General features: G+C 70.8%; 20 protein-coding genes. 4 read left to right on the top strand and 16 right to left on the bottom strand.

Going from position 1 to position 18,368, the window contains the following annotated elements; genetic code table 11:
- Nucleotides 1-436 precede the first annotated feature (436 nt).
- Complete coding sequence (locus tag HF576_RS19440) at nt 437-1,174, top strand: response regulator (RefSeq protein WP_168914604.1); 738 nt, start codon at nt 437-439, stop codon at nt 1,172-1,174.
- Between the two features lie 21 nt (nt 1,175-1,195).
- Here HF576_RS19440 and HF576_RS19435 read toward each other — a convergent pair whose 3' ends face one another.
- The 6 genes from HF576_RS19435 to HF576_RS19410 all read right to left on the bottom strand — a co-directional run bounded on the left by HF576_RS19435 (nt 1,196) and on the right by HF576_RS19410 (nt 7,423).
- Entirely contained in the window at nt 1,196-2,353 is a 1,158-nt protein-coding gene (locus HF576_RS19435; protein ID WP_168914492.1) for a hypothetical protein, read from the bottom strand.
- Complete coding sequence (locus tag HF576_RS19430; RefSeq protein WP_168914491.1) at nt 2,350-4,026, bottom strand: sensor histidine kinase; 1,677 nt, start codon at nt 4,024-4,026, stop codon at nt 2,350-2,352. Before HF576_RS19430 ends, HF576_RS19435 begins: the two co-directional genes overlap by 4 nt.
- 71 nt (nt 4,027-4,097) lie before the next feature.
- Nucleotides 4,098-4,664, bottom strand: coding sequence for a GIY-YIG nuclease family protein (locus tag HF576_RS19425; protein ID WP_343234360.1), 567 nt, complete (start codon nt 4,662-4,664; stop codon nt 4,098-4,100).
- Between the two features lie 98 nt (nt 4,665-4,762).
- Nucleotides 4,763-6,211, bottom strand: coding sequence for a 30S ribosomal protein S1 (gene rpsA / locus HF576_RS19420; protein ID WP_168914490.1), 1,449 nt, complete (start codon nt 6,209-6,211; stop codon nt 4,763-4,765).
- Between the two features lie 265 nt (nt 6,212-6,476).
- Nucleotides 6,477-7,259 (bottom strand): PH domain-containing protein, encoded by a 783-nt coding sequence (locus HF576_RS19415; RefSeq protein ID WP_168914489.1) that lies wholly within the window; start codon nt 7,257-7,259, stop codon nt 6,477-6,479.
- The gene (locus HF576_RS19410; protein WP_168914353.1) at nt 7,256-7,423 is read right to left on the bottom strand and encodes a hypothetical protein; all 168 of its coding nucleotides are present in this window, start codon (nt 7,421-7,423) and stop codon (nt 7,256-7,258) included. The genes HF576_RS19415 and HF576_RS19410 overlap by 4 nt, the downstream gene beginning before the upstream one ends.
- 176 nt (nt 7,424-7,599) lie before the next feature.
- Between HF576_RS19410 and HF576_RS19405 the strand changes: the two genes are divergently transcribed.
- A complete protein-coding gene (locus tag HF576_RS19405) occupies nt 7,600-7,893 on the top strand; it encodes a DUF503 domain-containing protein (protein WP_168914488.1) in 294 nt (97 codons plus the stop codon).
- Between the two features lie 2 nt (nt 7,894-7,895).
- On the opposite strand, the gene HF576_RS19400 is transcribed toward HF576_RS19405, so the two are convergent.
- Nucleotides 7,896-8,540 carry an SDR family oxidoreductase gene (locus HF576_RS19400; RefSeq protein ID WP_168914487.1) on the bottom strand — a complete coding sequence of 215 codons (645 nt, stop codon included), beginning with the start codon at nt 8,538-8,540 and terminating at the stop codon, nt 7,896-7,898.
- A gap of 41 nt (nt 8,541-8,581) precedes the next feature.
- The gene (locus tag HF576_RS19395; protein WP_168914602.1) at nt 8,582-9,703 is read right to left on the bottom strand and encodes an NAD(P)-binding domain-containing protein; all 1,122 of its coding nucleotides are present in this window, start codon (nt 9,701-9,703) and stop codon (nt 8,582-8,584) included.
- 133 nt (nt 9,704-9,836) lie between these two features.
- Here HF576_RS19395 and HF576_RS19390 point away from each other — a divergent pair, with 133 nt between their 5' ends.
- Together HF576_RS19390 and HF576_RS19385 are read left to right on the top strand one after the other, a co-directional pair.
- Complete coding sequence (locus HF576_RS19390) at nt 9,837-11,444, top strand: sodium-dependent transporter (protein ID WP_168914486.1); 1,608 nt, start codon at nt 9,837-9,839, stop codon at nt 11,442-11,444.
- Nucleotides 11,441-11,608, top strand: coding sequence for a methionine/alanine import family NSS transporter small subunit (locus HF576_RS19385; protein ID WP_168914485.1), 168 nt, complete (start codon nt 11,441-11,443; stop codon nt 11,606-11,608). The genes HF576_RS19390 and HF576_RS19385 overlap by 4 nt, the downstream gene beginning before the upstream one ends.
- A 36-nt stretch (nt 11,609-11,644) precedes the next feature.
- Here HF576_RS19385 and HF576_RS19380 read toward each other — a convergent pair whose 3' ends face one another.
- From HF576_RS19380 to HF576_RS19345, 8 genes are all read right to left on the bottom strand, one after another.
- A complete protein-coding gene (locus HF576_RS19380) occupies nt 11,645-12,424 on the bottom strand; it encodes an isocitrate lyase/PEP mutase family protein (RefSeq protein WP_168914484.1) in 780 nt (259 codons plus the stop codon).
- Nucleotides 12,425-12,467: 43 nt separating this feature from the next.
- On the bottom strand, nt 12,468-12,794 hold the full coding sequence (locus HF576_RS19375) for a YchJ family protein (RefSeq protein WP_343234359.1): 327 nt from the start codon (nt 12,792-12,794) through the stop codon (nt 12,468-12,470).
- Nucleotides 12,795-12,908: 114 nt separating this feature from the next.
- The gene (locus HF576_RS19370; RefSeq protein ID WP_168914482.1) at nt 12,909-13,274 is read right to left on the bottom strand and encodes a TraR/DksA family transcriptional regulator; all 366 of its coding nucleotides are present in this window, start codon (nt 13,272-13,274) and stop codon (nt 12,909-12,911) included.
- Between the two features lie 49 nt (nt 13,275-13,323).
- On the bottom strand, nt 13,324-13,695 hold the full coding sequence (locus HF576_RS19365; RefSeq protein ID WP_168914481.1) for a hypothetical protein: 372 nt from the start codon (nt 13,693-13,695) through the stop codon (nt 13,324-13,326).
- A 280-nt stretch (nt 13,696-13,975) separates the two neighbouring features.
- Nucleotides 13,976-15,268 carry a DUF6716 putative glycosyltransferase gene (locus HF576_RS19360; protein WP_168914480.1) on the bottom strand — a complete coding sequence of 431 codons (1,293 nt, stop codon included), beginning with the start codon at nt 15,266-15,268 and terminating at the stop codon, nt 13,976-13,978.
- Nucleotides 15,265-16,137: an N-acetylneuraminate synthase family protein gene (locus tag HF576_RS19355; RefSeq protein ID WP_168914479.1), complete on the bottom strand. Its 873-nt coding sequence runs from the start codon at nt 16,135-16,137 to the stop codon at nt 15,265-15,267. The genes HF576_RS19360 and HF576_RS19355 overlap by 4 nt, the downstream gene beginning before the upstream one ends.
- A complete protein-coding gene (locus HF576_RS19350; RefSeq protein WP_168914478.1) occupies nt 16,134-17,336 on the bottom strand; it encodes an acylneuraminate cytidylyltransferase in 1,203 nt (400 codons plus the stop codon). The genes HF576_RS19355 and HF576_RS19350 overlap by 4 nt, the downstream gene beginning before the upstream one ends.
- Complete coding sequence (locus HF576_RS19345; RefSeq protein ID WP_168914477.1) at nt 17,333-18,244, bottom strand: hypothetical protein; 912 nt, start codon at nt 18,242-18,244, stop codon at nt 17,333-17,335. Before HF576_RS19345 ends, HF576_RS19350 begins: the two co-directional genes overlap by 4 nt.
- Between the last annotated feature and the right edge of the window lie 124 nt (nt 18,245-18,368).

The following is an 18,368-nucleotide window of genomic DNA, read 5'->3' as shown; positions in this document are numbered from 1 at the left end:
CGGCCGGCGACGATCCTGGGCTCATCCTGAGCCGCGCTTGAGCCTGGTCTGAGGACGCGGCGGTACCGTCGAGGCACCCGAAAAGACAGGCCCGCCTGCGGACCTGGGGAGGGCGGGGCAAGACCGTCGGAGGTGACGAGGTGACGTCTGACGGCCGCCCGCCCGACCGCACGCGCCGCGCCCGCACCAGGCGCGGCGGGGCCTGTCCTCGGCACGGCGGAGCGGCGACCGTGGGGGCGGTCGCCACTCCCGCTGGTGCGCGCCGACCGTGCGCAGGGCGGGGCGAGGGGAATGGCCCCGCTCTCCACGGCGGCCACCACGACGGGACACGCTGATGGCAGGTCAAGAGCACCCGTTCCGTGCCGTCTTCTGGGATATCATGGCCGACGACATCCAGGATCCGCTCATCGAGTCATCGGATCCGGAAGGTGCATCGGTGGAAGAATCGCGCGTGGCCGTCGTCATCGAGGACGAGGAGGACATCCGCTCGCTCCTGTCGACGGTGCTCTCGCAGGCCGGATTCGAGGTCCACGGCGCCGCGGACGGGACGAGCGGCATCGAGCTCGTGCGCGAACGCCGCCCGCTCGTGACGACGCTCGACGTCAACATGCCCGGCATCGATGGGTTCGAGACCGCCAAGCGCATCCGCGCGATCAGTCCGACCTACATCGTGATGCTCAGCGCCCGGACCGAGGAGATCGACGCGCTGCAGGGCCTCGAGGCCGGCGCGGACGATTACGTCGCGAAGCCGTTCCGGCCGCGCGAGCTCCGCGCACGCATCGACGCGATGCTCCGCCGCCCGCGACACGTCGCCGCCGGCGACGGCGGCGGGACCGCGCCGGCGGCACCGGACGAGTGGGCGGAGCACCATGGTCTGCGCCTGAACGCCGAGACGAGACTGGTGACCGTCGACGGCGACGAGGTGGAACTGACACGCAGCGAGTTCGACATCCTCGCGGACCTGCTCGAGGCCGGACGGCGCGTGCGAGCCAAGTCCGATCTGGCGCTCATGCTGCGCGGCGAACAGCACACCGGAATCGACTTCGTCAGCGACAGCGACGCCCGCGCCATCGAGGTGCATGTCGCGAATCTGCGCCGCAAGCTCGGTGAATCGCCCGCCGAGCCACGCTGGATCGAGACGGTGCGGGGCGTGGGGTACCGGCTGACCGCGTGATCGACACGGGAGCGGATGCCGCTACTCGGCGTCACCCATCAGCACCGTGGTCTCGACACTGCGTGCTGCGCGGTTCGCGCTGTCGCGCGCGGCTCGCGTGAGGTCATCGGGGTCGTTGCCGTTGCCGCTCATCGCCACGCCGACACCGACCACGGGGATCACACCTCCCCCGACGCGTCCGAGGTCGTCGAAGAGTCCGCGGTAGATGGCGGCGGCCTGACGCCGCGCCTCCTGCTCAGACGACACCGCCAGTGCGACGAGGAGACCCGTGGCGCCGTCCTCCGCGACCAGGGCATTCGTCGGCGCGTGCCGCCGCACTCCGGCTCGTGCCGCCTCGCCGAGGGCGGCGGCGACATCGCTGCCGAACGCGGTCGAGATCTGCTCGAGGTCTTCGATGCGGACCGCGGTCACGGCGACGACCTCCGACCGCGCGGACGCGCGGCGGACCAGGGCGGCGAGCCCTGCGTCGAACTCCGCCTGGTCGCCGATGTCGGCGACGGACTCCGCCGAGCGCCTGAGGTACCCGCGTATCGGTGCGCGCGAGGCGCGCAGCACCGAAGTCACGACGACGGCCACGATCGTGAGGGCGACCGTCAGGAAGCTCGTGTTCACCGTTCCGAAGACCGATTCGAAGAGGGCGCTCTCGGGCCCGGCCGTGACGAACGCCGTCGTTCGCGCCACGTAATACAGGGACTGGAAGCCCAGGACCGCGCCCAGCACCCATGCCGTCCGCGACTCCCCCAGCGTCCCTCGCAGGCACTCGACCGCTCCCGCGCCAGCGAAGCCGAGCAGCGGGACGAACATCCACAGAGCGCCGGCCCAGTCGCCGCCGGACGAGCCCTCGACGGCGACGGCCAGACCCGCGGCGACCACGGCACCCGCCACGAGCACGGAGGTCCAGGTCATCGACCGCCCGTTGAAGCGCCGGCATCCCAGCCACATGCAGCCGGTCCCGGCGACGAAGGCGGCGTTGCCCACGGCGATCGCCCACCATGCGCCGGGCGATTGCGCCCAGATCATGTAGGCGAGGGTCGTCAGCATGCCCGCGAGAAAACCGACCGACCAGATGCGGCCGGCGCCTTCGTCACGGCGCAGGAACGTCTCGAGGATGAACAGGACGCCGCTGACGTTCACCACGAGCGCTGTCATGACGAGCAGGCTCGCCAGGTCGAGACTCACGGCGCGCTCCCCCTCGTGCTCAGAGCGGGCAGCTTGACGATGAACGTCGTGCCCGCCCCCAGGGAGCTGTGCAGACCCAGCTCACCGCCGTGGGCGCGCACGATGTCTCGCGTGATCGCGAGTCCGAGGCCCGTGCCCGCCCGCCGCGCACCGCCGGCCTTGTAGTAGCGCTGGAAGAGCCGTGAGCGGTCGGCATCCGAGATGCCGACCCCTGTGTCGCGTACCAGGATCCAGCTGGACGCGCCGTCGGTCGTCGTGCCCAGGTACACGACGCCGCCGTCTTTGTTGTAGGTGATCGCGTTGGCGACGAGGTTGTCGACGACCTGCCGCACCCGCATCGGGTCGGCCCACACGGGCGCCGGCTCGAGCCCGGTCGTATCGATCGTGATCGCGCGCGTCTCGGCGCGTGGAAGCGCCGCCTCCGCCGCCGAGCGCACGACGTCCTGGGCATCCAGCTGCTGGCGGGCGAGCGATGCTTCCACCGACGACGGCGACGAGCTGGAGGCGGTCAGGATGTCGGCGACGATGCGCAGCAGGCGCTCCGCGTTGCGCTCGGCGATGTCGAGGTCGGCCCGCACCGTCTCAGGAAGCCCGGGATCTTCGATCGCCAGGTCGAGATAGCCGAGGATCGACGTCAGCGGCGTGCGCAGCTCGTGCGAGATCGAGGCGACGAGCTCGTCCCGCGCACGCAGGGCGTTCAGCTCGCTGGTGACATCCCGCGAGACCACGACGGCGCCGGCGTCGCGACCGTCGGGATCGGTGAGCCGGCGCGCACTGATCGTCAGGGCGCGCCGCGTCGCCGGATCCGAGCCGAACCACACCACCTGGTCGTCGAACGACTCACCGCGGCGCGCCCGCTCCACCGGAAGCTCGTCGGGCGGAAGCCTCGTCATGCCGTCGTCCCGGAACGCGGGCTGGCCCGCCTCCGGGTCGAGCGCGCGCTGCAGGCGACCCTGTGCGTCGTTGGCCACGGCGACCGTGCCGTCGGCGTCGATGCGCACGACGCCGAAATCGACGGCGTCGAGCACCTCGGTCACCACCTGTTCCTGGCGTCGGGTGCTCGCGAGCACACTCCGCAGCAGATGCGACTGCTTCGCCAGCAGGGTGCGCTGGGCTTCGGAGCGACGAGTGCTCAGATGACTGGTCGCCGCCACCGCCAGCAGCACGAGCGGAAGCAGGAGCGTCTGGTACGTCACATCTCCGGCGCTCAGCGCGATGAGGACCCCGGTGATCGCGACGACCGCGCCCATCGCGCCGAAGACGCCCAGAAGCCCGAACCCGCCGGCCAGCCACGTGATCGGGAAGATCCACAGCAGGCTGAGTGCCGATTCCGGCGCGGCGACCTGAAGGACGGCGATCGCGAGGATGTCCATCGCCGGGACCGCCGCGACCCAGCCTCGCGGCAGCCGGTTCCAGGACACGAGCAGGGTCGCACCGGTCACCGCGATGACGGCGACCACGCCCGTGAAGAAGAGAACGGCGTCGCCGGCGAACTCGCTGAGCGGCACGAGGATCCCCAGCACGAACACGACCGACGCCAGCAGCAGCTGGTTGAGCGTCGCGGTGCGATCCCGGGTCCGGTCGACGACATCCGGTCCGAGTTCGGGCGCGGTCCGTTCACCGAATCCTCGTCCGGCAGGCGCCGGCGGGGCATCCTGCGTGGTGGCACTCATACGGCGACCGTAACGGATGCCGCGGCGGGACGTCAGGAGCCTGGCGCGGCCTCGCGCCGACTCGGGTCGCGTCACCCGCGGGCGGCGATCGCTTCGCTCACCCACCGGGCATAGCGGTCCCATGGTTCGGCGTCGCCGCGACGCACCGTGTCGGCGTGCGCCAGCAGCCGGTCGGACGCACGGAACCACTCGGTGCCGCCGTACCGCTCCTCGGCGAACTGCTCGTGCCGTCGCCGCTCGAGCGCACGATCCCCACGCTCGAAGGCGAGCAGGTCGTCGTGCCAGATCACGGCGAGGCGCTGGCGCGGATTCGCCGTCGTCCCGATCTTCACGCGATCGGCGTAGCGGAGGTAGTAGACCACGTCGACGCGCGGCGGCGGCAGCTCGTGATCCGGGACCTCCCCGTGCCGCCACTCGCACACCGCGCACACCCACCCGGACGGCCAGCGCACGCCCAACCTCGAGCCGCACAGCAGGCACGGCGAGGGCAGGACGTCGGTCACGCCGTGCTCGGCGGCGGACCAGTCCGCCACCATCGTCAGGTGGGCCTCGCACAGCGCCACCGGAGCGTCGCCCGGCACCGCGCCGCGGCATCCGTCATCGTTCACGAGGCATCGTGCCGGTCGCCGGTCTTCCACGCGACGACCCTACGCCGGACCACCCCCACGGACGGCGAAAGGGCCGCCACCAGAGGTGACGGCCCTTTCGGCTGTGCGTCGCCGGAGCGACGGACGGATCAGCGACCCGAGAGCTTCTCGCGCAGCGCGGCGAGTGCCTCGTCGTCGGCCAGCGTGCCTGCGGGGCCGCTGTCGGACGAGAACGAGCTCGACGGGGCCTCGGCGGGAGCTGCTGCCTCGGCCTCCATGGCCTTGACGACGGCGGCCTTGTGAGCCTCCCAGCGCGAGTGGGCGGCAGCGTACTCCTGCTCCCACTTCTCGCGCTGCTCGTCGAAGCCTTCCTTCCACTGGTTGGTCTCGGGGTCGAAGCCCTCGGGGTACTTGTACTCCCCGTTCTCGTCGTACTCCGTGACCATGCCGTAGAGCGCCGGGTCGAACTCGGTGCCGAAGGGGTCGACCGACTCGTTCGCCTGCTTGAGCGAGAGCGAGATGCGGCGACGCTCGAGGTCGATGTCGATGATCTTGACGAAGACCTCTTCGCCGACCGACACGACCTGCTCGGCGAGCTCGACGTGCTTGCCCGACAGCTCGGAGATGTGCACGAGGCCCTCGATGCCGTCCGCGACGCGGACGAACGCACCGAACGGAACGAGCTTGGTGACCTTGCCCGGTGCGACCTGACCGATCGCGTGCGTGCGGGCGAAGACCTGCCACGGGTCCTCCTGCGTCGCCTTGAGCGACAGCGAGACGCGCTCGCGGTCCAGGTCGACCTCGAGGATCTCGACGGTGACCTCCTGGCCCACCTCGACGACCTCGGACGCGTGCTCGATGTGCTTCCACGACAGCTCGGAGACGTGCACGAGACCGTCCACGCCGCCCAGGTCGACGAACGCGCCGAAGTTGACGATCGACGAGACCGTGCCCTTGCGGACCTGGCCCTTGTGCAGGTTGTTGAGGAACGTGGTGCGCGACTCGGACTGCGTCTGCTCGAGCAGGGCACGGCGCGAGAGCACGACGTTGTTGCGGTTCTTGTCGAGCTCGAGGATCTTCGCCTCGATCTCCTGGCCGAGGTACGGCGTCAGGTCGCGCACTCGGCGCAGCTCGATGAGCGATGCGGGCAGGAAGCCGCGCAGACCGATGTCGACGATCAGACCGCCCTTGACGACCTCGATGACCTGGCCAGTGACGACACCGTCGGTCTCCTTGATCTTCTCGACGTCACCCCAGGCGCGCTCGTACTGTGCGCGCTTCTTGGACAGGATGAGGCGGCCTTCCTTGTCCTCCTTCTGGAGAACGAGGGCTTCGACCTCGTCGCCGACCTTGACGACCTCGTTGGGGTCGACGTCGTGCTTGATGGAAAGCTCTCGCGAGGGGATGACACCCTCGGTCTTGTAGCCGACGTCGAGGAGGACCTCGTCGCGGTCGATCTTCACCACGGTGCCCTCGATCAGGTCGCCGTCGTTGAAGAACTTCAGAGTCTTCTCGACCGCGGCCAGGAAGTCCTCGGCAGATCCGATGTCGTTGATCGCGACCTGCTTGGTGGCCGGGGCGGTCGTTGCGCTAGTCATGTAGTGGGTTGTCCTTGTTGGGTTGGGGTGTCGGGCCTCGGCACATCGCGCTTCTTCTTCTTCGATCGCTGAGCGAGCGAAGCAGGACGAAGCGCGAGCCGAGGCGAAGCGGATTCTTTTCGTGCGATGTCACGTCGTCCTTGCGGGATCCTCGGCGCCGGTGTCGACCGGTCGTCCAGGCGTGGCGAGATAGCCACACGAGTGACGCTCCAGGGTATCAGAACGCGGCGGTCCGCCGCGATGTTCCCTCAGGATCCGATCCGGCTCAGCGCTGAAGGTCGATGGGCGCCGTCGTGGTGCGATCGGGATCGAACGCGCCGTCCGCCTCGGCGGTGCCGCCGCGCAGCTCTTCCAGGCGCCGCTCCTCCCGGCGCTGGGCGTCGGCGAGCCACTCCCATCCGCCGGAAGCGCCGGTGCCGCGCGAGGCCGCGACCGACGCCGGAACCGTGGGCAACGGGGGTGTCATCGGCCGGACGACGGGAGCCGGCTCCGCCGCGCGCTCCGGCGGATGGCGCGAGAGCTCCGGCGCCCCGCCCGGCTGCTGGGCGATGAAGCCGCGCAGGCCGGCCTGCTGGATGACGCGCTGGATCGTGAGCCCGCGGTCGTCCGGGTCGCCGACGAAGCGGATCTCACGCAGCCCCTGCGCCTGCGCGGCGGACTCGAACACGAAATGGCCGTAGCCGAACATCCGCCCGATGACGGGCTTGTGCACCGAGATGTCGAGGATCCGCGCGAGCGGCATCGTCGCGATCCGCTGCGACAGGATCCCGTGCACGCGGAACACGCGCATGTTCGTGATCACGAACCGGTCCATGCGCTGTTCGAGGATGCGCCAGCCGGCGTGGGCGACGATCGCACCGCCGAGCACGGCGGGCACCCACCAGGCCTGCGGCGGCACGAACAGGGAGATGAGCAGCACCATGATTCCGGCGAGCAGCTCCAGCGTCGCACCCACGGTCGCGGCCCAGTGCTTTCGCACCTCGTCGATCACCACCTCGCCCTGATCGGCGATGAGGTGCTTGTCGATCCGCGGGTCGAAGACGCTCATCCGCCCGCGAGGGCGACGAAGAAGTCGACGACGGCGACTCCCGCACCCCACACGGCGCCCACGGCGCCCTGCACCGCGTTCGCGGCATCCTGCGGTCTCGTCACGAGGTAGAAGACGGCGAAAGCGATGATGAGGACGACGACGATTCGTCTGACCAGCTTCACGGTGAGGGGTCCCTTCGGATCTGCGGAACAGGCGATCCCCCCAGAACGCGACTTCTGCTGTTCTACCGCAACCGTGGGCGCGTGTGGGAAGGCGCGCGGCGCGTCGCGCATCGCACGACGGCCGGGCGCCCTGCAGGGCGGTGCCCTCGGACGGGCTCCCCTGCAACGATGGGGCCATGTGGATCGGGTGGATCGAGTTCGACCTCTTGCTGGGCGATGTGCACTCGCTCAAAGAGAAGCGCAGCGTGCTTCGCCCCCTCATCGCCGACCTCAGCCGGCGCACCGAGGCCGCGGTCGCCGAGGTGGCCGACCATGATCTGCACCGGCGCGCCGTCGTCGGCGTGGCCGTCGTGGCGTCGGGGTCGTCGCACGTCCGGGATGTGCTCGACCGCGCCGAGCGTGCCGTCGCCGAGCGGCCCGAGATCACCCTGCTCTCGACGCGGCGGGGCCTGCACTCGAGCGAGGACTGATCTCAGCCGGCGATCGCGTGCCCGATCGGCTCGGCGCCGCCGCCGAAGCGGATCGTGCGACCGATCGTGGAGTCGTCGGCGATCGTCGCGGCGATCACGGCGGCGACGTCGGCGCGCGACACCGCGCCGGAGCCTTCCGGATCAAGCTCGATGCGGCCGGTCGGCGGCTCGAGCGTGAGCGATCCCGGGGCGAGGATGGTCCAGTCCAGACCGGACCCGGTGAGGTGGCGGTCGGCCGCCCACTTGGCCTCCGCATAGGGGAAGAAGGACGAATCGGCGGCCACGCCGTGGTCGGCGCGGGAGCCGATCCACGAGACCATGACATAGCGTTCGACGCCGGCGGCGACCGCCGCCTCGATGGAGCGGATGGCGGCGTCCCGATCGACGGCGTACGTGCGGCGCGGATCGCCGCCGCCGGCGCCGGCGGACCACACGACGACGTCGTTGCCGCTGACGAGGTTGGTGAGCTGCTCGAGATCGAACGCCTCGATGTCGGCCACGAGCGGCTGTGCACCGGTCGCGGCGACGTCCGCCTCGTGGCCGGGGTTGCGCACGACGGCGGTGACGGTGTGACCGCGCGCGGTGAGCAGCGGTTCGAGCAGGAGCGCGACCTTGCCGTGTCCGCCGAAGATCAGGATGCGTGCCATGGGGTCTCCTTCGTCGTGTCGCGCGTTCTCGCCATTCGAGCCTAGGCGGCGTCCGAAGCCGCCAGAGACGGCTGCGACGCCGCCGCGCCGTCCGCGGCGATCGCCCGCACCGCATCCCGCCCCGCGCGGTTGGCGCCGACCGTGGACTGCGACGGTCCGTAGCCGATGAGGAACAGGCGCGGCTCGTCGATCGAGCGCCCGTTCTCGACGCGGATTCCGCCATCCGGCGTTCGCAGCCGCAACGGAGCCAGATGGCCCAATGCCGGACGGAACCCCGTGGCCCAGAGGATCGCGTCGGCCGGTTCGAAGCTTCCATCGGGCATGCGCACGCCGCCGGGCTCGATCGCGGTGAACATCGGATGCCGGACGAGCACGCCGCGCGCTTGTGCCGCGCGCGCCCAGGGCGACCAGTGCAAGCCGGTCACCGAGATGACGCTGCCGGGCGGCAGACCGCGGCGCACGCGATCCTCGACACCCGCGATCGCCGCCACCCGCGCCGGGATGTCGAATTCGTCGTCGATCCACTGCGGTTCGCGACGGGTGACCCACAACGTGTCGGCGACCCGCGAGATCTCGTCGAGCAGCTGCACGGCCGACACCCCTGCCCCGACGATCACGACGCGCTGTCCGGCGAACTCGTCCGCCGAGACGTAGTCCGCGACATGCAGCTGACGCCCAGCGAAGCGCTCGCTCCCGGGATAGCGCGGCCAGAACGGGCGGGTCCACGTGCCGGTCGCGTTGATCACATACCGCGCGCTCCACGACCCGCGGTCGGTGTCCACCAGGAGGCGACCTCGTGGGTCCTCGTCCGCCCGACTCACGGCGCGCACGCTGACGGGTCGTCTGACCTCCAGCGCGAAACGCCGCTCGTACTCGGCGAAATAGGCCGGCAGCACGTCGCGGCTGGCCGCGGCGGGGTCCGCGGGCGGCACAGCGAACCCGGGAAGCTCATGGATGCCGTTGACCGTCGCCATCCGCAGCGAAGGCCAGCGATGCTGCCACGCTCCCCCGGGTCGGTCGTCGGCGTCCAGGACGACGAAGGTCCGGTCTTCCGGAACGGCTCTGCCCTGCGGAACGAAGCCTCGACGCTGAAGGTGGTAGGCGGCCGAGAGTCCCGCCTGCCCCGCGCCGATCACAGCGACGTCGACGACAGCGGGGTCCATGCCGAGCGCAACGCTGAGGCCGCTTGACGGATTCCCGGAGCCCGCGTGGACTCTGGATGCAGCCACCCCCGCGCTGCTAGCGTGCCAGGGAACGACCGGCCCCGCCGGCAGCACCGCAGAAGGGAACGATGACGTGACCGATGCCGAAGGCTCCACCCCCACACAGGTCACCGCGGGGCGCCCGCGCGAGCAATGGACCGGCCAGGTGGGGTTCATCCTCGCCGCCATCGGGTCGGCGGTGGGTCTGGGCAACATCTGGCGATTCCCGGGCGTCGCGTACGAGAACGGCGGAGGCGCGTTCCTCATCCCGTACCTCGTCGCGCTGCTGACCGCCGGAATCCCGATCCTCTTCCTCGACTACGCACTCGGCCACCGATTCCGCGGCGCCGCGCCCACGGCGTTCCGCAGGGTCGGGCGCGCAGTGGGCCGCTGGACCGAATCGCTGGGCTGGTTCCAGGTCGCGATCGCCTTCGTCATCGGGCTGTACTACACCGCCGTGATCGCGTGGGCGCTCAGCTACTTCGTGTTCTCGTTCGATCTGCGGTGGGGCGACGATCCGGCGGGGTTCCTCACCGGCGAGTATCTGCGGGTCGGTGAGCCAGGGATCAGCTTCGAGTTCGTGCCGAATGTGCTCATCCCGCTCGCGATCGTGTGGATCGCGGCGATCGTGGTGCTGGCCGCGGGCGTGGCGAAGGGCCTGCAGCGGGTGAACGTGATCTTCCTCCCGCTGCTGGTCGTCGCGTTCCTGATCCTCGTCGTCCGCGCCCTGTTCCTCGACGGCGCCGCCGAAGGACTGAACGCGCTCTTCACACCCGACTGGGCCGCGCTCGGCGATCCCAATGTGTGGATCGCGGCGTACAGCCAGATCTTCTTCTCGCTCTCGATCGCGTTCGGCATCATGATCACCTATGCCTCCTATCGCCGCCGCCGCGCGAATCTGACCGCACCCGGACTGGTCGTCGCCTTCGCGAACTCGTCGTTCGAGATCCTGGCCGGCATCGGCGTCTTCGCGACGCTCGGCTTCTTCGCATTCCAGCAGGGCATCGCGGTCGCCGACCTCGAGGGACTGACCGGCGTCGGTCTGTCGTTCATCACCTTCCCCGCGATCGTGTCGCAGATGCCTGGCGGACCCCTGTTCGGCTGCCTCTTCTTCGGCTCGCTGGCGCTGGCGGGGTTCACCTCGCTCATCTCTGTCCTGCAGGTGGTGTCGGCCGCGATCCAGGAGAAGTTCCGGCTGTCGCCGCGAGCCGCCGCCATCGGCGTCGGCGTGGTGTCGGCTGTGCTCTCGGTGCTGCTGTTCTCGACCACGACCGGCCTGCTCGCGCTGGATGTGACCGATCAGTGGGCGAACAACATCGGCATCGTGGCATCCGCCGTCATCATGACGATCCTCGTCATCTGGGTGCTCCGTCGCGGCCCCGAGCTGCGCTATCACCTCAACGCCGTCTCGACCTTCAAAGTCGGCCGCTTGTGGGTCGCGCTCGTCGGCGTCCTCGCGCCCGTGGTGCTGGGCTACATGCTCATCTCCCGCATCGTCGCGCTGATCGTGGAGGGTTACGAGGGGATGCCGGGCTGGTACCTGCTGCTCTTCGGGTGGGGAACGATCGCGTTCATCGTCGTGGCGGCGATCGTGATGACGGCGCTCAGATGGCGGGATTCGCCCGATGACTTCACGCCGTGGCCCGAGTATCCCCCGGCCGAACGCGTCGCCTCGACGACCGAGAGGAAGGTGTCGTCATGACTCCGCTCGCGATCACGTTCCTGGTGCTGGCCATCGTCATCGTGTGGGGCGGCCTCGTGGCGAGCACGGTGTTCCTGCGTCGCAGCCCCGACGTCGCCGAGTACCCGGCCGGCGCCCTCGACGATCACCGCGAGGACGAGGCTCCGATCGAGCACGACACCTGATCGACGCCCGCCGAGTGTGGCCCGGACCGCGCGCCCTCAGTTGAGATTGCGAGTGGAGGCGGGGATCATCCCGTCGCGGTAGAGGTCTGCGGCGACGTCCTGCAGCGCCGTGAGCGCGACCCGCTGCGGCATCGGGCCGTACGACACCCGGGCGACGCCGAGCGCCTCGTACTCCGCCGCACGCAGCGTGCCGGGCAGCCCGATCACGCTGAGCTTGCGCTCGCCGATCCCCTCCACGAGCCGCCGGGTCACATCGGCATCGAGGATGCCGGGCACGAAGACGAGGTCTGCTCCGGCGGCGAGGTAGGCCCTGCCACGCTCGATCGCGTCGGCGACGGATGCCTCGACCGGGCGGTCGCCCGCGCGGACGAAGGCGTCGGTGCGGGCGTTCAGCACGAACGGGACGCCCTCGGCCTCGCCTGCCGCGACGATCGCCTCGACCGCCGCGACGGCCTCGTCGAGCGGGCGCAGCCGGTCCTCGACGTTCGCACCGACGACGCCCTTGCCGATCGCGCGCCGCACGGTCTCGCCCGGGTCGCCGAAGCCGGCGTCGAGGTCGGCGCTGACAGGCAGGTCGCCCACGACCTCGACGATGCGGCCGACCATGTCGAGCATGAGGTCGAGCGGGATGTTCTCCCCGTCGGCATAGCCGAACGTGGCCGCGATCGAATGGCCGGCGGTGGCGATGGCCCGCGTCTCGGGGAGCGCCGCGATCGCCTTCGCCGATACCGCGTCCCACACGTTCACCACCCGGAGGATCTCGGGCGCGGAGTGAAGTCGTGCGAGGGTCTGTGCTCTGTCGGCCTGAGTGGTCATGGACCAACGCTAGCGGTCCCCGGCGGGCCCGCGGCGCTCGGCGTCAGGACGTGATCACGAGGCCGTCGACATACCACCAGCCGCCGCTCCGGCGCACGAACCGGCTGCGCTCATGCAGCTCTCCGCGCTCGCTGCCGCGGCGCCACGTCGCGCGGAATTCCACCGTGCCGCGCGCGTCGTCCGGACCGCCGTCTCGAGCCTGGACGATCTCGAGTCCGGTCCAGCGCAGCACCGGGTCCAGCGTGAGGTCATCCGGCCTCGTGCCCGGGTGCCAGGACGCGACGAGGTGGCGCACGTCGCCCACGACGAACGCGGTGTAGCGGGAGCGCATGAGTCGTTCGGCGGTAGGGGCCGGGTCACCGCCGAGCACGGGGCCGCAGCATCCGTCGAATCGCTCTCCGCTCCCGCAGGGACAGCCGGACGCCGGTTCGACCCGGATGAAGCCCTCGCCGGTGGCACGGGATGCCGCTGCACCGAACGACACTCACGCACCGGCCTTCTCGGCGCACGTGACGCACCGGGTCGCGAAAGGGCGGGCCCGCAGGCGCGCGATCGGGATGCCGCGACCGCAGTCGACACACACGCCGTAGGTGCCGGCCTCCCACCGCTGTACGGCCTCGTCGATCTCGGCGATCTCGCGTCGCGCCGCGTCCTGGAGCCCGACGGCGCGCGCCCACTCACCCGAGAGCGTCACACCCTCGGGGTCGTGCTCGTCGTCGGCCACGGCCGAGCCTCGATCCTCGCGGAGCTCGGCGATCGTGGCGTCCATCGCGACGAGACGCACGTTCGCCTCCTCGCGGAGCTCGTCGAGGAGCTCGCGGAGCTCGGTGCGATGGGCGGCGGTGGTCATCGCCTGAGAGTACGCCCGATGCGGATCCCGCGGTGGGCGACGAGCCGCATCATTCCGAGACGACGACCGTGAAGGTCACATCCTGGATGCCGCCGTTCTCGTTCGACAGGACGACCGTCGTCGTGCCCTCGCCGAGCGCTTCGACGCCGGGGTTGAACGTCGCGCTGCCGTCTTCACGTCCGGGGACGAACTCTGCCACTGCGGAGTCCTCGACTTCGCCGCGATAGCTGTCGACGGCGAGGTCGCCGGTGTCGATGTCGAGCACCTGCCCGACCACGAGGTCCACGGTCTCGCCCTGCAACGACCCCGCATCGCGCGTCACCGGAGCGACGACGGGCGGCGAGGAGGCGCACCCGGCGAGAATCAGCGCTGAACCGGCCAGGGCCAGGGCGAGAACGCCCCCGTGCTTCCATATGGTCATGCGGTCATGATGGCAGGCGTCCGTCCGCACGGCCAGCATGCGGCGAACGTCGGGTCGGGCCATAAGGATCTCCCAGGTCCCGATGGAATCCTGACGACGGCGCCGCGGAAGGGATACCCGAGTCCCGCCGCCGGCGCCCTTGGCGCTGCGTCGCGCGGACCCCTCTCTCGCGCCCGACCCCCGGGGGCACGTGAGGCGGTCTCACCGGCCGGCCCAGGGGCCGGCGATCCGCGAACCCCCCGCGCGGTCGCCGGCTTCTCCCGGGGTGGCGCGGTTCGCATCATCGGGCGTGCTCTGCGCGCACGCGCGGCACGAGAGTCCGTCGAGCACGCTGCACCGACCGCACGACCGCGCGCACCGGCAGCCCGATGGCATACGCGAATGCACCGGACGCCGACGTGTCGCTGCGTCCCAGCGCGACTCTCCGCTCCCATGCGTCGCGGAGCGCTCCGCCACGTCGCGCGAGCGCCGGGCGCGGTGCGAGCTCGCCCGCTCGTCGCCGCGCGATCAGCTCGGCGGTCGCCTGCTCCCAGTCGTCCGCGTCGGGGGCATGGAAGTAGTTGTCGTCGAGCCAGCTGGAGGCGGGATGCCGCAGCCGACGCGCGACGACGTCCTCTTCACTGCCGAGCAGACCGGCATCGGCGAGCGTCTCGTTGATGAGCGCCCGCGACACGCCGAACGTGTCGAGCGCGATCACCGGCAGGCCGCGCGCGATCGCCTCGATCGCCGCGGTCGAGCTGACCGTGACGAGCCCCTCGGCGGTCGCGAGAGCGACATTCATCGGCGACGTCGAGGTGACCAGGTTCGGCGGGAGCGCACCGAGGGTCGAGAGCAGTTCCGGGTACCCGTCGTGCTCGACGTGCGTCTGCTGCTCCCCTTCGGCCGCGCGCAGCTTCACCACGACGCGCCGTGACGGATCGGCCTCGGCTGCACGGACGAGCATCCGCGCGACTCGGAGGCGATCCGCCCGGGTGGCCGGCACGCGGGCCTGCGCCGCGAATACGAGGTCGCTGCCCGTTTGCTCGCCGGCCGTTCCCGCCGCGCCATGGGCGGCGCCGCGGGCGAACGGCAGGGTGGCGAGTGCGAACCGTGCGCCGAAGCCGGTTCGCTCCGACAGGGCGGTGAAGTCGCGCAGTTCACGCCGCGAATGCACGACGAAGAGGTCGCACTGGGTCCGGTAGACAAGCGCCTTGCGGGTTGCGGGGATCGAGATTCCAGGAAGTCCCGTCATGATGACCGGTCGCGGCCGCATCGCGGCCACGTCACGCGCGAGCACGCGGACGAGGGGCCCGCGCGCCGCCACGAGCACGGCATCCGGACGCAGTTCCCGCAGGCGGGCCGACAGCGCTGCGTACTCGATGCGCTCGACACGGTCAGGCGCGAGGCCGGAACCGCTCAGCGCCGCCGCTCGCTGAGCCTCGCTCACCACGAGCGGCGTCTCGAGCACGAGCAGGGTCGCATCCCACCGGTCCGTGGCGCCGCCGATCAGGGCGGCCGACCATTTCACGTACGAGTCGGTGTCGGCGATGGCGACGATCCGCAACCGCCCGCCGCCGGGAGGAGCGGCCGTCACGCGGGGACGCGGCGCAGCTTCGCCATCGGTGCGAGCTCGCTCTGATAGACGCGCTTGACCCCGTCGCCGAGCGCCGACTCGATCACGCGGATGTCGCGGACGAGGTGCTGCAGACCGGTGGGCTCGAGCGACGCCGCGTGGTCGGAGCCCCACATCGTCCTGTCCAGGGTGATGTGCCGCTCGACCGCGACCGCGCCCAGCGCGACCGCCGCGAGAGAGATCTGCAGGCCGCGCTCATGACCGGAGTATCCGACGGGCACACCGGGGAAGCGCTCGCGCAGCGCCGGGATCATCCGCAGGTTCGCCTCGCCGGGCTCCATGGGGTACGTGGACGTGGCGTGCATCAGCAGGAGCCGCTCAGTGCCGAGCACATCGATCGCGGCGTCGATCTCGTCCATCGTCGACATGCCGGTGGAGAGGATGACGGTCTTGCCGGTGTCGCGCAGCGCCCGCAGCAGGCCGTGGTCGGTCAGCGATGCCGAGGCCACCTTGTGCGCGTGCACTCCCAGGTCCTCCAGGAACGCGACACTCGGCTCGTCCCACGGCGAGGCGAACCATTCCAGGCCCCGCAGCATCGCGTGATCCGAGATCTCGATGTACTGGTCGCGGTCGAACTCGACGCGGTACCGGTACTCGAGGTATGTCATCGTGCCCCACGGCGTCTCGCGCGGGATGTCGCGCATGTGCTCGGGGGTCGCGATCTCGGGCGTGCGCTTCTGGAACTTCACCGCGTCCGCGCCGGCGTCGGCCGCGACGTCGATGAGGCGCTTGGCCAGCTCCACATCGCCGTTGTGGTTGAGTCCGATCTCGGCGATGACGTAGGCGGGGCGTCCGCCGCCGATGACGCGGGAACCGATCGTGACGGTCATGATGTCTCCTGTGATGCGGTGAAGGGGTCGGTCAGGGTGCGTACGGCCGGACGCGCGGCGAGCACGCGTTCGGCCAGATCCCGCACGGCGCCGTCGCCACCGGGACGGTCCAGCACCACACGAGCGGCGGCGAGGACGAGCGGATGTGCGTCGGGCACGGCCACCGGCCATCCGACGATCTCGAGGCACGGGAGGTCGTTGACGTCGTTGCCGAGATAGGCGATGCGAGACAGCGGGATGCCACGCGACGCGCCCCAGTCGCGAAGCGCGGTCGCCTTGTCGGCGGCGTTCTGGACCACTTCCACGCCGAGCTTGCGTCCTCGGGCCGCGACGACCGGGTTGGCCTCGGTCGACAGGATCAGCAGCGGGATGCCGGCCGCCCGCAGCAGCGACACCCCCATGCCGTCTGCACGGCTGACGGTGACGGCCTCGACTCCTGCCTGGTCGACGCGCACGGTGTCGTCGGTGTGCACGCCGTCGAAGTCGGTCACCACCGCGTCAGCCAGCACCGGCGCCGACCGGTCCACGAGCGGTGCGAGCGCGCGGGCCACTTCGAGCTCGTCGGTCGTGTCGATCTCTATCGCGGTGCGCGGCTCGACCTCGGCGATGCCGACGCTTCCGAAGAAGCGATGCCTGCTCGCGCGGAATCCGGCGGCGCGCATCACATAGAAGGCGCCGGTCTCGAGGTAGTGCGGATCGCGGTCCTGACGTCTCGGCCGCACATCCATGTCGTGGTTGATCGCCTGCGCGGCGCCGCCCACGCCCTTCTCCCACAGGAAGCCGTACGTCTCGATCGCGGAGAAGACGCTGTCTCGCCGCCGGGAGCGGACGAGCTGCACCGCGTCGGCCAGCGCGTCCACGTCGATGAACGGCGACGTCGGCTGGAGGAAGGCGACCACCCCCACGTCCACGCCGCGCGTCTCCAGCTCGCTGATCGCGTGCAGCAGCGCGCTCTCGGACGACGCCCCGTCGTCGGCCAGGCGAACCGGCCGCTCCACGATCTCGGCCCCCCATTCGGCGGCGACCGCCGCGATGTCGGCGTCGTCGGTGGTGACCACGACGCGGTCGATCGCCGCGCAGCGCTGCGCGGCATCCACCGCCCGTGCCACAAGGGGGACTCCGCCGACGCGCCGCAGGTTCTTGCGGGCGATCCCCTTGGACCCTCCGCGCGCGGGAATGATCGCGACGACCTCGCTCATGCCGTCACCGTCCGCGTCGCCCCGCGTCGTGCGGAGGTGTGAAGCCGCGAGCCTGTGCCGGCCAGGACCAGCGGAATCGTGGTGGACGTGCTCGAGGGCAGAGTGTGGATCTCGAGAGGCTCGCGCGCGCCCGCGAGCACCAGCTCGACAGGAAGCCGCGTCTCGCGGATGCGGATCCCGGCCACGACGGCGACCGCGTCCAGCTGCTCCGACGTCTCACGACGGTGCGGCAGGTAGACCGCGCCTTCGGCGGCGGCATCCGTCACCCATGTCAGGTAGTCGGCGAGCGGCATCCGTCCGTCGACGGGTCGCGCGCTGCCCAGGACGATGCGTCGCCCGAGCTCCGGTGCCGCCGGCGCCGTGGCACGCGTCCATGCGAAGTCGTGACGGCGGACGCCGAAACCGCGGTCCGACAGCGCGTCGAGGCGGTCCGCTCCGAGGTCGAATGCGGTGAACATGCCGGCACGGCGGGCGGCCGCACGCCGGCGCACCACCTCCGCCGCGAACGGGGCCGCGATCGTGGTGAGACCACGCTCGACGACGGACGGCCGGGCATAGGGCCGGCGTCCCAGCAGCGTGTCGGCGTATGAGAGCGCGAGGGCGCCGTCGTCGAGGAAGGTGATCCGGCGTGGGCGGAGCACGCTCGCCGCCAGACGGAACTGGCCCGAGAAGCCGTCGCCGACCAGCCAATGGCGGTGCCGGGCGAGCAGAGTCCAGGGAATGCCGAGATAAGGCTCGAGATCGCTGAAGCGGGCTCCCCGCGCGACCAGCTCGTCGGCCGTCTCGGAGATCTGCGGCGTCAGCCGGCCGGCGACCGGCACCGACGTGCCGTGTGCGGCGGCCCACTCGGCGGCGCCGAGCAGCTGGAGCGGCGACTCGACCCACGCCAGAACATCGTCCGTGCCCATGTCGCCTCCTTCGCGGCTGAGAGCGGTGCGCACGCTCTCGCGCGCCGTCTCACCACGGTGCGCGGGAGATGTGAACAAGACGGGTGCCGACAGGCGACCGGCTATCGGCCGGCAGGTGAACGGG

Source organism: Microbacterium salsuginis, assembly GCF_012524205.1.
Classification (GTDB): domain Bacteria; phylum Actinomycetota; class Actinomycetes; order Actinomycetales; family Microbacteriaceae; genus Microbacterium; species Microbacterium salsuginis.
The sequence above is the reverse complement of the archived record's forward strand: the minus strand, read 5'-3'. Positions and strand labels throughout refer to the sequence as shown.